Source organism: Gordonia sp. 852002-50816_SCH5313054-c (assembly GCF_001665925.1).
Classification (GTDB): Bacteria; Actinomycetota; Actinomycetes; order Mycobacteriales; family Mycobacteriaceae; genus Gordonia; species Gordonia jacobaea.
Genome location: NZ_LZTE01000055.1, coordinates 76,121 through 91,206 on the forward strand (window position 1 = coordinate 76,121; position 15,086 = coordinate 91,206).

At 63.8% G+C, this 15,086-nt stretch carries 14 protein-coding genes; 7 read left to right on the forward strand and 7 right to left on the reverse strand.

Going from position 1 to position 15,086, the window contains the following annotated elements; all coding sequences use genetic code 11:
* Nucleotides 1-5 precede the first annotated feature (5 nt).
* Nucleotides 6-695 (reverse strand): helix-turn-helix domain-containing protein, encoded by a 690-nt coding sequence (locus tag A5788_RS13195; RefSeq protein WP_064865988.1) that lies wholly within the window; start codon nucleotides 693-695, stop codon nucleotides 6-8.
* A complete protein-coding gene (locus A5788_RS13200) occupies nucleotides 692-2,188 on the reverse strand; it encodes an APC family permease (protein WP_064865990.1) in 1,497 nt (498 codons plus the stop codon). Before A5788_RS13200 ends, A5788_RS13195 begins: the two co-directional genes overlap by 4 nt.
* Before the next feature lie 245 nt (nucleotides 2,189-2,433).
* On the opposite strand from A5788_RS13200, the gene A5788_RS13205 reads away from it, so the two are divergent.
* Genes A5788_RS13205 through solA form a run of 3 tightly spaced genes read left to right on the forward strand, consistent with a single transcriptional unit; the run spans nucleotide 2,434 to nucleotide 6,206 of the window.
* A complete protein-coding gene (locus tag A5788_RS13205; RefSeq protein ID WP_064866206.1) occupies nucleotides 2,434-3,894 on the forward strand; it encodes an APC family permease in 1,461 nt (486 codons plus the stop codon).
* Nucleotides 3,895-3,927: 33 nt separating this feature from the next.
* Nucleotides 3,928-5,055: a tyramine oxidase subunit B gene (locus A5788_RS13210; protein ID WP_064865992.1), complete on the forward strand. Its 1,128-nt coding sequence runs from the start codon at nucleotides 3,928-3,930 to the stop codon at nucleotides 5,053-5,055.
* Entirely contained in the window at nucleotides 5,052-6,206 is a 1,155-nt protein-coding gene (gene solA / locus A5788_RS13215) for an N-methyl-L-tryptophan oxidase (protein WP_064865994.1), read from the forward strand. The genes A5788_RS13210 and solA overlap by 4 nt, the downstream gene beginning before the upstream one ends.
* 1,281 nt (nucleotides 6,207-7,487) lie before the next feature.
* Here the strand turns inward: solA and A5788_RS13220 are convergent.
* Genes A5788_RS13220 through A5788_RS13240 form a run of 5 tightly spaced genes read right to left on the reverse strand, consistent with a single transcriptional unit; the run spans nucleotide 7,488 to nucleotide 11,341 of the window.
* Nucleotides 7,488-8,057, reverse strand: a complete 570-nt coding sequence (locus tag A5788_RS13220; protein ID WP_064865996.1) for a 3,4-dihydroxy-2-butanone-4-phosphate synthase — start codon at nucleotides 8,055-8,057, stop codon at nucleotides 7,488-7,490.
* Entirely contained in the window at nucleotides 8,054-8,740 is a 687-nt protein-coding gene (locus tag A5788_RS13225; protein ID WP_231894199.1) for a GntR family transcriptional regulator, read from the reverse strand. Before A5788_RS13225 ends, A5788_RS13220 begins: the two co-directional genes overlap by 4 nt.
* Before the next feature lie 32 nt (nucleotides 8,741-8,772).
* Nucleotides 8,773-9,282, reverse strand: a complete 510-nt coding sequence (locus tag A5788_RS13230) for a flavin reductase family protein (RefSeq protein WP_064869991.1) — start codon at nucleotides 9,280-9,282, stop codon at nucleotides 8,773-8,775.
* Between the two features lie 5 nt (nucleotides 9,283-9,287).
* Nucleotides 9,288-9,716, reverse strand: coding sequence for an ester cyclase (locus A5788_RS13235; RefSeq protein ID WP_064865998.1), 429 nt, complete (start codon nucleotides 9,714-9,716; stop codon nucleotides 9,288-9,290).
* A gap of 14 nt (nucleotides 9,717-9,730) precedes the next feature.
* Nucleotides 9,731-11,341 carry a BCCT family transporter gene (locus A5788_RS13240; protein WP_197494523.1) on the reverse strand — a complete coding sequence of 537 codons (1,611 nt, stop codon included), beginning with the start codon at nucleotides 11,339-11,341 and terminating at the stop codon, nucleotides 9,731-9,733.
* 328 nt (nucleotides 11,342-11,669) lie between these two features.
* Between A5788_RS13240 and A5788_RS13245 the strand changes: the two genes are divergently transcribed.
* Genes A5788_RS13245 through A5788_RS13260 form a run of 4 tightly spaced genes read left to right on the forward strand, consistent with a single transcriptional unit; the run spans nucleotide 11,670 to nucleotide 15,086 of the window.
* On the forward strand, nucleotides 11,670-12,290 hold the full coding sequence (locus A5788_RS13245) for an amino acid synthesis family protein (RefSeq protein WP_064866000.1): 621 nt from the start codon (nucleotides 11,670-11,672) through the stop codon (nucleotides 12,288-12,290).
* Nucleotides 12,284-12,838 (forward strand): amino acid synthesis family protein, encoded by a 555-nt coding sequence (locus tag A5788_RS13250; RefSeq protein WP_231894198.1) that lies wholly within the window; start codon nucleotides 12,284-12,286, stop codon nucleotides 12,836-12,838. Before A5788_RS13245 ends, A5788_RS13250 begins: the two co-directional genes overlap by 7 nt.
* Before the next feature lie 27 nt (nucleotides 12,839-12,865).
* A complete protein-coding gene (locus tag A5788_RS13255; RefSeq protein ID WP_064866002.1) occupies nucleotides 12,866-13,597 on the forward strand; it encodes an alpha/beta fold hydrolase in 732 nt (243 codons plus the stop codon).
* A complete protein-coding gene (locus A5788_RS13260; protein ID WP_064866003.1) occupies nucleotides 13,590-15,086 on the forward strand; it encodes an aldehyde dehydrogenase in 1,497 nt (498 codons plus the stop codon). The genes A5788_RS13255 and A5788_RS13260 overlap by 8 nt, the downstream gene beginning before the upstream one ends.

Genomic DNA, 15,086 nt, shown 5'->3' on the forward strand with positions numbered 1-15,086 from the left:
TCAGCTCACTCCTGGCCGGAGTCCATGATCTCGGCGACCCGTCGTGCAGGGTCGGCAAGTAATCGGACCAGCGTCTCCGGGTTCTCGATGTGCTTGGCGGGCGCGGCGATGGTGAGCGCGGCGACCAGCGTCGAATCTGCTCCCCACACCGGCACCGAGACACAGCCGAAATTGGGGATGAACGAACCGATTTGGCTCGCGTGCGTCGGTGCCGCGGCCGGATGCCCGGAACCGATGGCGGTCATCAGCCTGCCCGCGGCGGAAGCAGTCAGATCGTGGAGAAGCCTGCCGGGATCACTGAGCGGGTAGTCCGGATCAATGTCCAGCAGGCTCAGCCTGGCCCGCGACGTCCCCGCGCGGTGGCAACCGAACAGGTGCACACCGAACCGCAGACCCGCGCGCACCTCGTCGAGAGCGGTGCGGAGCTGGTCGGAGACCGGCGGCCCGGCAGCGGCGCCGATCATGCGATCAATTCTGGCGCCGAGCGCGAAGCCGCCCAAGTCGGGCGTGCGGACCAAATACTCCTCCTGCGCAAGCAAATTCACGAGACGGTACGTCGCCGACTTCGACAATCCGAGATGCCTGGACAACTCGACTGCGGTCACACCCGGCCCCATCGTCGCGACCTCTTCAAGGATCTGCAGTGCGTTGATCACCGATTTCGACGACGAGTCGCCCCCGAAGGCAGGACTCATCGCGACGGTCCGCCACTGACTGCGGCGTCGGCCTCGAGGTGTCCACTGAACACCTCTGAGCGCATTGGTGTTTCGTGAATTCCTATGCGAGCTGTGACCAGTGGCCGAATGCGACGCAGCGTCACGTAGCCGACTGCCGCCAGCGCCAGCCAGACCAATGCACCGATGATTCCCGGTGCCCAGGTGCCGCCGATGTTCGTCGCGACGAACACCACGAGGATGCCGCCGAATCCGACCGCGGCGAGCCCGGCGATCACCGTCGTCCGACGTTGTAGTTCACCGGTTTTGCGCAGAAAGGCAGGCGCCGCAACGCAGACCAGAACGTAGGCGACCATGAATCCGATGGCAGGTGCTGCCGCCATCGAGCCGCGCATGGAACTCTCCGACGCACCCGCAGCCAGGGATATGACAATGACCGCGACCATCACGAGCAGGCTCACAACCACGCCGACGACCGGCGTTTTGAAACGCGGATGTGTGTAACCGAGTCGGCTGGGGAGCACGCTCTCTCGGGCCAGCGACAGCAGAGTTCGGGTCAGCGCCGTCGTACTTGCAAGCGCACACGCAAGAAACGATGCACACACGCCGAGATTCACCAGTGGGGCAACCCACGACGCCCCGATGCTCTCGGTGAGCACGTCGACGTTTCCCTCGCCGAGCGCGGAGATGCCGTCGAGCACGGTCGCTCCGCCCGCCTGTGCCAGTGTCGCGATGAGAACCACGACGGCTCCGACGAACAGCGAGGCGTTGATCGCCCGTGGGATGGTGCGCAGCGGACGCTTCGCTTCGACCGACAGTGTTGCGGCGCTTTCGAATCCGATGATTCCGCACGTCGCGACGGCTACGCCCGCGAGGTAGTGCGACCATCCGGTCGGCACCGCAACCGCTGAACGCACCGACATGTGGTCCCAGTTGCGTGCGACCAACACTCCGACAAGGGTCAACAATCCTGCGACCGCAACGGCCTCGATGATCAGCCCGACCCGCGCCGAGACTCGGACCCCGCGAATCAAGAGAACAGCCATGGCCGCCGCGATCCCCGCGACGGCAAGACACATCGTCAGCGTCGACGGTGCCGTGACCCCGAATATCCGCAACCCATAGGCTGCGGTCTGCGACAGCGTGAACATCGCCAGCGACCCGTAGCCGAGCGTCATCGCGGCCGCGGTGGCAGCGCCTGCGGAGGGGCCGAGGCCCTTGGCCGCATAGGTGTAGAGAGCGCCCGGAGCAACCACGCGCGACGCGAAGATGCCGAGCGTCGATGCGACCAACGCACAGAGCACGGTAGCCGTGACGACGCACCACACCAGCGGCGCATTCGCCTGGCCGAGCAGCATGGGTATCGTTGCGGCTGCAGCGCATGGCGCCATGACGGCGACCGACTGCGCTACCACATCGGTGAATCCGAGACTTCGACGATCAAGCCCGACCAACTGGGTGCGAGCGCCCAGACGTAGTCGCGCACGAACGCGATCTCTGGCTGGTCCCGGCATAGCGCGGACGCTAACCACAGCGTGTTTCCGCCGTGTTACTCGATGGTGTTGTGGGCGTGACACGCAACGGGTCTCGGCGTCGAGCGTCGTCCCACGAAGGTGTCCAGACGTGTTACCGCGGGGCAACGACGCCGCGACGGGGCGGTCAGAACATATATGCACGGGCATCGACGCCCAGTCCTCACGACATCTCCTTGCACGATTCCTTGCACGATGTCGCCCGTCTGATCGCAGAAGAGAATCACATGACATCTATCGATAGCGGCGCTGCCACCGCCAGTTCACCAGGCTCGTCTCGATCCCTGCAGGGGTCGCTCGGCGTCGGAGCCATCGTCTTCATGGTGGTCGCCGCGGCCGCTCCCCTGACCGTCGTCGGCGGTGGTGTGCCCGTCGCGTTCCTGCTCGGCAATGGCGCAGGCGTGCCGTCGATGTTCGTCATCGCCGCCGTCGTCCTGCTGCTCTTCTCGGTGGGGCTGAGCACGATGGCCCGCTACATCCCGCGTCCGGGCGCCTTCTTCACCTATGTCGGTTACGGACTCGGCAGGCCTCTCGGACTCGGCACCGCGCATCTGGCGCTACTGACCTACACGATGATCCAGGCAGCGGTGTACGGCCTGATCGGCGTGCTGATCTCCTCCGGCGTCTCCGACCTCGGCGGACCGTCGATCGCCTGGTGGGTGTGGGCACTGGTGATCACTGCGTTCACCGGCATCCTCGGATACCGGCACATCGAGTTGAGTTCCAAGGTCCTCGGTCTGCTGCTCATCGCAGAGATCGGGATCGTGCTGATCCTCGATATCGCCATCATGGCCAAGGGTGGCAACCAGGGACTCTCGATGGCTTCGTTCAAGCCGTCCGAGGTGATGTCGGGTGCACCCGGCATCGGCCTGATGTTCGCCGTCGCCGGATTCATCGGCTTCGAGGCAACCGCGATCTTCCGCAACGAGGCCCGTGACCCCGACCGCACCATCCCGCGCGCCACCTACGTCTCCGTCCTGCTCATCGGTGTCTTCTACGCCTTCTCGTCCTGGGCACTCGTGATGGCGTGGGGACCGGACAACGTGGTCGCCGCTGCCGCCAAGGACCCGTCAGGCATGATCATGGCGACGGCGCAGACCTACCTGGGCACCTGGGCGTCGACGACGGTCAACGTCCTGCTGATCACGAGCCTCTTTGCGTGCATCCTCAGCTTCCACAACGTGATCTCGCGCTACCAGCATTCGATGGCCTCGGCGACGGCCATGCCGTCGAAGCTGGGCACGGTGCACCCGAATCACCTGTCGCCCCACGTCAGTTCGTTCGTGCAGACCATCACCGCGGCACTGCTCATCGTCGTCTTCGCCGCCTTGTCTCTCGACCCCGAACTCGAGGTCTTCGCCTGGTTCTCCGGCGTCGCAACTCTGGGCATCGTCGTGCTGATGGCACTGACCTGCCTCGCGGTGCTGGTGTACTTCCGCCGCAACAACATTCAGGCCGGCCTCTGGCGAGCGGTAATCGCGCCGACGCTCGGGTTCATCGGACTCATCACCATCCTCGTGGCGGTCATCTGGAACTTCCCGACGCTGATCGGCGGTTCGCAGTCGCTTGCCGACTTCTTCATTGCTCTTGTTGTCGCGGCACTCGTGCTGGGCGTAGTCCAGGCACTGATCATGCGACGCCGCAACGTCGTTGCGTACGACTCCCTGACCTCGGCCATCGCGGTCTGACCCCCTTTCCCTAAGCACAGAACAGGAAAACCCATGACCTCCATCGACTTTCGCTATCTCTCCGAACCCGACATGATCGCCGCAGGCGTCACCGACATGGCCGCGTGCGTCGACGCCATGCAGGAGACCTTCGTACTGCTGCATTCCGGCGACTACCGCATGGCGGGCACCAACAGTGACTCCCACGGCGCAATGGTCACCTTCCCCGACGAGTCCCCGTTCGAGACCATGCCCAAGAACACGGCGGATCGTCGTTTCATGGCAATGCCCGCCTACCTCGGCGGCAGCTTCGGCACGAGCGGTATGAAGTGGTACGGCTCCAACATCGCCAACCGCGAGAAGGGCCTGCCACGGTCGATTCTGATGTTCATGCTCAACGACACCGACACCGGTGCTCCGCTGGCATTGATGTCGGCAAACCTGTTGTCGGCGTACCGAACCGGCGCTGTGCCCGGTGTCGGCGCGCGATTCCTGGCACGCGAGGACGCACAGGTCGTCGGCATCGTCGGCCCCGGCGTCATGGCGCGGACATCGCTGGCCGCGTTCATGGCGACCTGCCCCAAGATCGACACCGTCAAGGTGAAGGGCCGCAGCCGCAGCAGCCTCGACAACTTCGCCGGTTGGGTTGCGCAGGAGTACCCGCAATTGACGGTCATCGAAGTCGACGACATCGAGGATGCCGTGCGCGACAGCGACATCGTCACCTACTGCACCTCGGGCGAGATCGGCGACCCGTCGACCTATCCCCTCGTCCGCCGCGACTGGCTCAAGCCGGGAGCGTTCTTGAGCATGCCCGCCAGCTGCGAGATCGACGAGGGACTCAAGGCATCCGACGTCCGCAAGGTCGTCGACAACATCGGCCTCTACGACGCATGGTTCGACGAGACCGAATACCCCTCGCACAACTCGATTCCCATCATCGGCTGCAAGTTCATGGACATGATCCACGACGGCTCCATGCCGCGTGAGGAGCTCGTCGATCTGGGCGCGGTTGCAGCGGGCGCCGTCGAGGGGCGACGCAACGACGACGAGATCGTGATCCTGTCCGTTGGCGGCATGCCCGTCGAAGACGTCGCCTGGGGCACCGTCGTGTACCGCAACGCGGTGGAGCGCGGCATCGGAACCCCGCTGAACCTGTGGGAAAGCCCGGCCCTGTCATGAGCGATGTTTCTGTGGCCGCACACCATTCGGTCATCGTCGTCGGGCTCGGTTCCATCGGTTCGATGACGTTGTGGCAGTTGGCAAAGCAAGGTGTTGACGTCCTCGGTATCGAGCAGTTCGGCCGCGTGCACACCGAGGGTGCGTACGCGGGTGAGTCGCGATTGTTCCGCGTCGCAGCGAAAGAGGGTGAGCTGTTCACTCCCGCGCTGCTACGGTCGCGCGAACTGTGGCAGGAACTCGGGGCCGAATACGGACGCGACATCCTGCTCCCCGCAGGCGCACTCAGCGTCGCACCGTCGGATCATCCCGATCTGCAGCCGACACTCGCATCGATCGAGCACTTCGACCTGCCGCACGAGATTCTCGACGCTACGCAGATGCGACATCGCCTCCCGCAGTTCCACATCGAGGACGACGACATCGGCGTACTCGACCTCCTCGGCGGCGCCATGCGTCCGGAGATGGCCGTTGCGGCCGCCACCGACCAGGCGTTCTCACACGGGGCGTCGGCAATCTACGACACCGAAGTGCTCGACATCGTGGAGACATCGAACGGCGTTCTCGTGCGCACAAGTCGCGGTGAGTTCACCGCCGACCGCGTCGTCGTGACCGCTGGTCCGTGGACTGCTCGACTGCTCCCCGATCTGCGAGACGTGGTGCAGACGAAGACCTTTGCGTTGACGTGGCTCATGCCGCGCCACGTAGAGCGGTTCACGCCCGACGTCTTCCCCGGATTCATGCGTGACCTCGACGACGTGCACGCCTTCGGAGTACCGACACTCGACGGCTACAGCATCAAGATCTGCCCGCACATTGACTTCGACGCATTCGACGACTGGGCCGACCGACCGACGACGCTGAGCCGCGAACAACTCCGGTGGATCGGTGAGCAGGCGGCACGCATGATCCCCGACCTGATCCCCGACGTCGTGCGATGGTCGTTGCATTCGGATTCGTGGACGCCGACCAAGATGCCGATCATCGACAGCGTCGGCGACGGCGTAATCGTGGGAACAGCGTTCAGCGGCAATGGATTCAAGTTCGCGCCGGTGTGGGGTGAATGCCTGGCCGCGCTTGCGACGGGCGGGCCGAACCCATTCGGCGACGACGCGTTCAGCGTCGCGGGGCACCGGGAGGTGGCGTTGGCTTGAGCACGCCGGGGCCGAGCGCCCACGGTAGTCACGCTCCTCTCTCTCGATTGGTGAGAGCCACACGCGGCTCGTAGCCAGGGACCGCTCGCATTGCTGTTGATTTATGATTACTCGCACGACGAAGCAGCTCTGCCAATTGATGTCAAGCCGTCCCCGTTGAAGGACACTGAAGTATCTGACACGAAGCCGACCCGAGACGCCCGGGAGCACTTTCATCAAGGCCGCGCGAAACTTGCCAGCCAGCGAGGTCCACGACTCACCAGCGTCGGCGTCGTCGCAGTGGTCGCGGATCACTTTGACGTCGTTGATTCAAGTCTCCAATGTGGGTCCATCGGCGCTGAGTCGATCGATCCTTGTTTCGTCATCGATGTGGACGTACAACGGGTGGTCGAGGCCTAGGAAACCAGCGGCCGATCTCCAGGTAGCGACAAAATGTCTCGACACGTTCCGGGCGTTCTCCGTCAATCCACTCGGCCTCATTTGTGAGCAGTTCGACGCATCGGACAAGTTCGTTGGATCTCACAAGTGATATCCGAGCCTATTTGAGATACTCCTCGCTTATCTCGACGTTGTCAGGATTCTGTCCACAGTTTTTCGGCTTTGGAGACGAGCGTGCGCGTAGACAGGCGAGCAGAGACAGTATATGAGCGAGTGGCCGACGAGGTGCCCTGATGCCGTTAGTACTGTCCTGAGTTGCGTCGAGGTCGGCGGACGCAGGTTCGATTGCCGGGACTACCCACCAGCAAGGCCGGAATGGCGGATGGCCGCGAAGGTCTGGACTAGGGCGTGTCAGCGAGTGGCGCTAAGTCGCAACGCCCGTATCCACGCGCTCGGGGTTAGTGCCCAGCCTTCTGCTCAAGGACGGCTCATCAACGATGACAGGTGCCACGATCGACTTCTTGTCGGCTCCGGCAGTGCTCGAAATCGATCCGGTGGAATCCTTACGTACTCCCAGGTCGGACCCACCGGACCGCGACGCCGGGTGGGTATAGACGCCGGGTGGGTATAGTGGTGGCGCCTCCAGTACGGGTGATTCTGGCGAGCGAGCATTTAATCATGACGGTCACTGAGCGACGAAGCTGATCATGTCGCCTGTTAATTACCGGCACGCAGTATTGATTGCACGTTTCACCTTGAATTCCGCAACCAGCTTAGTTGATTTCGTCTAGTGGACACGTTGTGATTGCCAGCCCGGCTAAGACTCAGCGGGGCTGGCGAGCCGAATTGTCACGCAGATCAGGAATTGATCCGCTTCGAGGAGTCGGTGCATGCATTCATTCGTTACGTGTGTACCTGCAGGCCGTGGTCGACCGCGAAAGCCAGTGCGGCGTCGGCATCGAGTACATCGCCGATGTCATCGACGAGACGCGCTACGACCGCCACGGGTGGGAACCCTTCGGCTACGACCAGGTCGACGGCAAGTTCCCAGCACCTGCGACGAGCGCGGAAGCCACCGTCATCGCAACGCACCGGCAAGACGTGGCCGGGGCGGACGAGGTCGTCGGCGACGGTCGCCTGGTCGGCGAGCACCTGGAGAGTCCGCGCCCGATCGTGCGCCGAGATTCCCGTCCCGATCCCCGATGCCGCGTCCACTGCAACGGTGAACGTGGCGTCGGACCGTTCGGAAGCGAGTACCGGCTGATCCGGCACACGCAGCCGATCCAGCAGAAACGACGGCATCGCTGCGTGAATCAGGCCGGACGACAGACGAATTGCGTGATGCAGCTCGACGGCGGTCGCCGCGGCTGCTGGAAATGAGAGCACCGCGCCATCGTCATCGACGATGACGGTCGCCCCTCCGGAGAAGATCTCTGCGGCGGGGTCGACCGCGCGGGTCAGCATGGTGGTCATAGGTCCTCGGTCCTGTGGTGTTCGGCCTCGAGCCCGATGAGCAGCGCCTGCCGGCTGGCGCGAACATGTTCGCGCATAACACGTTCGGCACTGTCGCCGTCCTTGGCGACGATCAGTTCGAGCACGCGATGATGTTCGCGGTCGGATTGCAGGGCTCGGCCGGGCTGGCTGAGTGAGGTGTGCACCAGTCGCGCATAGGCGAGCTGATTCATCAGGGTTCGGTAGTGAGCCTCGACCTTTTTGTTGTCAGCGCCGACGACGAGCAGGTTGTGGAAATCCTCGACCAGCTCGGCGTACCGGGCCCGGTCGTTGCGTGCGACGGCGGCGTCGGCCTCACGCAGATTCTCCTCCATCTGATCGACCTCAGGTACGCGTCCGCGCTGCGCCAGGAGTCGAGCGGCCGCACCTTCGAGCAGTTCCTTCATCTCGAATAGCTCGGTGACCTCACGCCGCGACGGAGCAGTGACAAACGTGCCTACACGCGGTCGGATCTCGATGAGTCCCTCAGTCTGCAATTGCTTGAAAGCCTCACGGACCGGTGTGCGACTGACTCCGAACTCCTCGGCCAGTGCCAGTTCGGAGATATTCACACCGGGCAAAATCTTGCCGTCGATGATCCGACGTCGGATCTCGGTGACCAGTCGGGCCTGGATCGATCCGTTACCTGCCCCGTTGACACCCACCGTGGTCCTCCTTCGGTTCGCCGTGCGATGCATCAGCTCAGAGGCGACAGCGCGTCGCTGTCGAAGAATTTACCTGCGCTGTAGATCATTGGTGCGCGGTCGTTGACGTCGGCGTGCAGGACGCGGCACACGAACAGCGTGTGCGTACTGGCTTGCAGACGCTCCCGGATCTCCACCTCCATCCGAGCGCTGCTCCGCGCGATTAGTGGACTACCGAACGGCCCGTGCTCCCAATGCAATCCGGCAAACTTGTCATCGGACTTTGTGGCAAACACTGAAACAACGTCGAGTTGGTCGACCGAGAGGATGTTGATGGCGAGATTGGTAGCGCGGAACAGGCAATCATGCGTCGACGACGTGCGCTGCACGGCAACCATCACCGTCGGCGGGTCCAGCGAGATGCTGGAGAAGGCGTTGACCGCGAGGCCACGAGGCCGGTCGTCATCCATCGCCGTCACCACGGTGACGCCGGTGACGAACTGCCGGTTCACCTGCTTCATGACGTCTACATCTGGCTGTGCTGTCGAGCCCTGAGGGGTCATCGTGATCACTGATCCTGTCCGACACTGATGATGCCGAGCGCGGTGAGCAACGCACGCGGATCCCAGGTCACGTACTCGTCGACGATCCGGTCGCCGGCGAAATGGGCAAAGGTGACGCCGCTGACCGTGACATCACGCCGGGTCGCGGGCACGCCGAGGAACGAGTGCTGGTGAGTACCACTGCTATGCCAGCGGATGGCTGCGGTGTCCCCCTCGACGACGATCTCGTCGATCGAGGTGACGAGTTCGGGAAACGCCAGCCGGGTCGCGCTGATGGAATCCTTGAAAGCCTGACGATCCTGTAGTTCACCAGAACTGCTGATCCGACGGTAGTCGGGGCTGAGTAGGTCGTCGAGCGCCTCGACCTTTCCCTTGTCCCAGGCGGCATCCCAGACCTGGCGAATACGTGCGGCTCGATCGATGGTCACGGACATGTCGGCGAACCCTCTCACTTCTCGGTCTGCAGGTCGCGGACTGCCGCGCGCGCAGCGACGGCCCCCGCGCGCAGGGCGCGATTATCGGTCAGGAACTCTTTCCAGAAGGCGATGGTGATGCCGGCGATGATTACCAGGAACGGCAGGGACGCAATGATGACCGAGTTCTGCAGGGCATTCAGGCCGCCAGCGAGCATCAGGACGATCGAGACAGCACCAGTGAGCACGCCCCACAGAATCAACACCCAGCGACGCGGGGTGAGCGATCCGCCCGACGTCATCATCGACAGCACGTAGGTGTTCGCGTCCGCACCGGAGATGAAGAACAACACGACAAGCGCGATCGCGACGATCGAGGTCACCGTGCTGAGCGGGAAGTGCTCCAACGTCGCAAAGAATGCACTGTTGATGTCCTCGGCGGTGCGTGTCGCTATGTCGCCGCCCTCGAACATGTCGACATGGATCGCGGCGCCACCGAAGACGGTGAACCAGGTGAAGAACACGACGCTCGGGACGGCCAGGACACCGACGATGAATCCACGAATGGTGCGGCCCTTGGAGATCCGGGCGAGGAAGACCCCCACAAAGGCACCCCAGGAGACCCACCAGGCCATCATGAAGTATGTCCAACCCTGCATCCAGCCGAGGTCTCCAAACGCGCTGCCCTGCAGACTCATCCGGAAGAAGTCAGTCGCCCAAGTGCCGATCGACTCGATGTAGAGATTCGCGATGAACACCGCGGGGCCGACGATGAGCACGAACACGAACAGTGCGATCGCTAGGCCGGTGCTCGCCTGGCTGAGGTACTTGATCCCCTTGTGGACGCCAGTGACGGCGGACATCGTGAAGACGGCGGTGACCGCGGCGATGATGAGGACCTGCGTCACATTGTTAACCGGGATGCCGAAGAGGCTCGATAGCCCGTTGTTGACCTGCAGCGCACCGAGTCCGAGTGAGGTGGTGGTACCGAACAGCGTCGCGAACACGGCGAGGACGTCGATTCCCTTCCCAATGGGACCGTTCACCCGCTCACCGAGCAGCGGATAGAACAGTTGGCTGACCAGCGTTCGACGCCCCTTGCAGTAGGTCGAATAGGCGATAGCCAGGCCGACAATAGCGAAGATGGCCCAGGCGTGCAGGCCCCAGTCGAAGTAGGAGTACTGCATGGCGCGTACCGCTGCCTCCGGCGACCCGGGGGCGGCGAGGCCACGCGGCGGCGTCGCGAGGTGCGAGATCGGCTCGGCCACTCCGTAGCTGATCAGTCCGATGCCCATCACGGCGCTCAAGATCATCGCCAGCCATGACAGCGTGCTGAACTCTGGACGATCGGTGGGCTTGCCGAACCGGCGGTCCCCAGCCGGGCTGAACGCCAGGAAGACGAGGAAGACCAGGATCGCGAGGGTGGTGACCAGATAGAGCCAGCCGAAGGTCCCGGTCACCCAATTCAGCGACGCGTCGGTCACGGTGTTGAGGTTGTCGGTGAACAGCGTGGCCCACGCGATGAAGATCATGGATACGCCGGCCGCGGTCCAGAACACCGAACCCAGCCGCCGCGACGACGGGCGTCCACGACCCGCGGGCTCTGTCTCGGCCACATCTCCGATCACCTCCGTGTCCTCGGCCACGGGGGGGTCAGCAGTCTCTGTGAGGAGACCGCCAGCGGGCTCCTCCGATGAATGCTTCGTCATGACATACCTCTCTGCGACGGGTGTTCACCAAAGGCGCTACACGCTCTCTGGTATGCAACAGCAATGTAAGAGCGATCACATCGACTGTCAACAGGTACAGCAGTCACGACTTTAGAAATCGGCAATTCGGAACCCCGATCGAAACACCAGGCACACCATTTTCACTGTTCAGAAGGCGTTTCCCAGCAAGATTGCAATATCTCCGGCCGCTCGAGCGAGCGCGAACCCTTGACCATGCGTACATCAGGGTCTAGCGTCCTGTGGCATGCAAGAGAACGAACCTGACGTCACCTGTGGAATACGCAAAGTGGTCGTCTATCGCGAGCAGATCGTGACCGAATCCGGCGTCGCACCCAGACATCCGGCTCAGCAGGCGACGGTCGCTATCGTGATGCGCAACCCATGGGTTGGCACCGGACCCACGCAGGACCTGACCGCCGAGACACAGCGCATTGCGCCGGTGCTCGCCCGGGTCGTCACCGACGAACTGATCGGCGCGATCGGTGACGTCGGTGGGATCGAGGCGTTCGGCAAGGCTGCAATCGTGGGTACCGCAGGTGAGATCGAGCACGGCGGCGCCCTGATCCACACGCCCTACTTCGGCAATCTGGTGCGCGAGATCCTCCAGGGCGAATCGATCATCTGCTTCGCCGACACCCGGGCCGACGCCGGCGAGGCACTCGTCGTACCGCTGTGGCACAAGACCGCCGCCGCCACCCGCAGCCACTACCAAACGGTGACCACTCGGGTCTCCGATGCCCCGCGCTCCGACGAGCTGGTCATCGTCGCGGCCGCGTCCACCGGCCCCCGCCCGCATCCGCGGATCGGAGACCGCTCGACCGACCCTGCTGTTTCCCTCGCGACCCTGGAAGGTGCATTGTGCTGAAGATCCGCAAGATCGTAACCGTCGTCGAAGAGATCCGGACGGAGGGCGGCCGCGAGGTCAGCCCCGCCGCCCGCGTCGCCATCGCCGCGGCCGTCATCGAGAACCCATGGACAGGTGCCGGTTTCGTCGACGACCTCGAACCCGGTATCGACGCCCACGCGTCCGACCTCGGTGCTCTGCTCGCACCCTCGGTCCTCGAGGCGCTCGGAGCGGCGGCCGAGGCATATGGCAAGGCGGCCATCGTCGGACTCGACGGCGAGATCGAACACGGCTCCGGACTTATCCACACCTTGAAGTTCGGCGATCACTTCCGCAAGGCGGCGAACGCGACCACACTGCTGCCCGCCGTCGAGAAGCGCGGTCCCACAGGCGTTGTCTTCGACATCCCGCTCAAGCACATCACCGACGCCACGATCCGTTCGCATCACCAGACGGTCGAGGTGCGCATTGCCGACGCTCCACATCCCGACGAGATCGTGATCGCGCTAGCAGCTGCCGCGCAGGGCCGTCCGCAGCAGCGACTCGCCGCGCTATCGACCGAGCAGTGATGGCCCGTCATCGGTAGGAGTTCATTCATGACCACGCCGACGATCGTCCTGCTCCACGGAGTGGGCCTCGACCACACCATGTGGGAACCGGTTGCGCGACTACTCGAGGGCGAATTCGACATCGTCACGCCGGATCTCCCCGGTCACGGGGTCCATCCGCCAGCCGCCCCCGGCACGAAACTGGCCGACCTCGCCGACGGTGTGCTTCACGCCATCCCCGCTGGGTCACACCTCGTCGGCTTCTCGCTGGGAGCTCTGGTGGCGCAACACATCGCACGCTTCCACCCCGATACAGTGTCGTCGCTGACGTCCGTGAGTTCGGTCTACCGACGCACCGACGACGAGCGCGCGGCTGTCCTCGCCCGGTTGCACACCGCCGAGGAGGACTTCGCCGCGGCGACCGACGCATCGCTGAAAAGGTGGTATCAGGATACCGAGGTACCGGCCGATCACATCTTGCGCACCAGATCGGTGCTGGAATCCACCGACCACGCCAGTTTCCTCAACTGCTATCGGGTGTTCGCCACCGGCGACGCCGACATCGGTCCGGAACTGGGTGAGATCACCGTCCCGGCGCTGGCCATCACCGGGCAGAACGATCCGGGCTCGACGCCCGAGATGACGCATCGGCTGGCGCAGGCCATCCCCGATTGCCGGGAGGTCATCGTCGCCAGGGCCCGCCACATGATGCCGGTCGAACGACCTCAGGAGTTCGTTAATCACCTGACCGCCTTCATCGGAGAACACACACATGTCTGAACACACGAAGCTGGACCATTTCATAGGCGGCGAACTGTTCGCCCCGAAGTCCGGTGAGTACTTCGCGAGTACCAATCCCGCCACCGGCGAGACACTCTATGAGGCCGCCCGTGGCAACTCGGCCGACGTCGAGGCCGCAATGCATTCGGCACGCGCGGCATTCGACGATCCCCGCTGGCGTGACCTCACTCAGACCCGGCGCGGACATCTGCTCCGCAAGCTGGGCGACCTGATCGGCGAGAACGCCGAGGAGCTGGCTCGTTCGGAGTCCCGCGACAACGGAAAACTGTTGCGCGAGATGCATGGTCAGCTCACGAATCTCCCCGAGTACTACTACTACTACTACTACTACGCGGGCCTCGCCGATAAGATCCACGGCGACGTGATCCCGACGTCGGACCGCGCAGTCATCAACTACACCGCACGCGAACCGCTCGGAGTCGTCGGCGCGATCACGCCGTGGAACTCCCCGCTGACGCTGACGACGAGCAAGCTCGCGCCGGCACTGTGCGTGGGAAACACGATCGTCATCAAGCCCTCGGAATACACGTCGGCTACCGTGCTGCGTCTGGCCGAACTCGCCGTCGAGGCGGGGTTCCCGCCCGGCGCGGTCAATGTGGTCACCGGGTACGGCGCCGAGGCCGGACAGGCCCTCGTCGATCATCCCGGTCTCGCCAAGATCTCGTTCACCGGCAGCACCGCGACCGGATCACGGATAGCCGCGGCCACCGCATCCCGATTCGTAGGCTCCACACTGGAGTTGGGCGGCAAGTCACCCAACATCGTCTTCGACGACGCCAACGTCGCCAATGCCGCGATGGGTGTGGTCGCGGGTATCTTCGCGGCGGCAGGACAGACCTGCATCGCTGGCAGCCGAGTGTTCGCGCAGCGCGCCGTCTACGACGAGTTGCTCCAACGCGTAACCGAGCGGGCACGGTCGATCCGGATGGGCGATCCCCTCGACGACGCCACCGAACTCGGGCCGCTAGCCTTCGAGGCGCAGCGGGACAAGGTCGCATCCTATGTCGACATCGGGCGCGACGAGGGCGCCCGCGTGCTCACCGGCGGGAACCCGAGCGACGGTGGTCTCGGCGGCTACTTCTACGAGCCGACCGTGCTCGTCGACGTCGACAACAACATGCGGGTGGTGCGTGAGGAGATCTTCGGACCGGTCGCCGCAATCATGCCGTTCGACAGCGAGGACGAGGTTGTCGGTCTGGCCAACGACACCGACTACGGGCTGGCAGCGGGCGTTTGGACATCCAATCTGTCACGCGCGCATCGGATGGCGTCACGACTCGAAGCCGGCACCGTGTGGGTCAACACGTATCGCGCGATGTCGCCGATGTCGCCTCGACAGGGCTTCAAGACCAGCGGCGTCGGCATCGAACACGGCACCGAGACCATCAAGGAGTACACGCGGCTCAAGAGTATCTGGATCAACACCAGCGAGGACGCCGTCACTGACCCGTTCGTACTGAGGAGCTGA

Excerpts from the sequence above, each read along its gene's own strand:
- A5788_RS13205 (WP_064866206.1), top strand. The coding sequence starts at position 2,434 with ATGACATCTATCGATAGCGGCGCTGCCACCGCCAGTTCACCAGGCTCG.
- A5788_RS13260 (WP_064866003.1), top strand. The coding sequence starts at position 13,590 with ATGTCTGAACACACGAAGCTGGACCATTTCATAGGCGGCGAACTGTTC.
- A5788_RS13210 (WP_064865992.1), top strand. The coding sequence starts at position 3,928 with ATGACCTCCATCGACTTTCGCTATCTCTCCGAACCCGACATGATCGCC.
- A5788_RS13235 (WP_064865998.1), bottom strand. The coding sequence starts at position 9,716 with ATGTCCGTGACCATCGATCGAGCCGCACGTATTCGCCAGGTCTGGGAT.
- A5788_RS13230 (WP_064869991.1), bottom strand. The coding sequence starts at position 9,282 with ATGACCCCTCAGGGCTCGACAGCACAGCCAGATGTAGACGTCATGAAG.
- A5788_RS13200 (WP_064865990.1), bottom strand. The coding sequence starts at position 2,188 with ATGCCGGGACCAGCCAGAGATCGCGTTCGTGCGCGACTACGTCTGGGC.
- A5788_RS13255 (WP_064866002.1), top strand. The coding sequence starts at position 12,866 with ATGACCACGCCGACGATCGTCCTGCTCCACGGAGTGGGCCTCGACCAC.
- A5788_RS13195 (WP_064865988.1), bottom strand. The coding sequence starts at position 695 with ATGAGTCCTGCCTTCGGGGGCGACTCGTCGTCGAAATCGGTGATCAAC.
- A5788_RS13245 (WP_064866000.1), top strand. The coding sequence starts at position 11,670 with ATGCAAGAGAACGAACCTGACGTCACCTGTGGAATACGCAAAGTGGTC.
- solA (WP_064865994.1), top strand. The coding sequence starts at position 5,052 with ATGAGCGATGTTTCTGTGGCCGCACACCATTCGGTCATCGTCGTCGGG.
- A5788_RS13220 (WP_064865996.1), bottom strand. The coding sequence starts at position 8,057 with ATGACCACCATGCTGACCCGCGCGGTCGACCCCGCCGCAGAGATCTTC.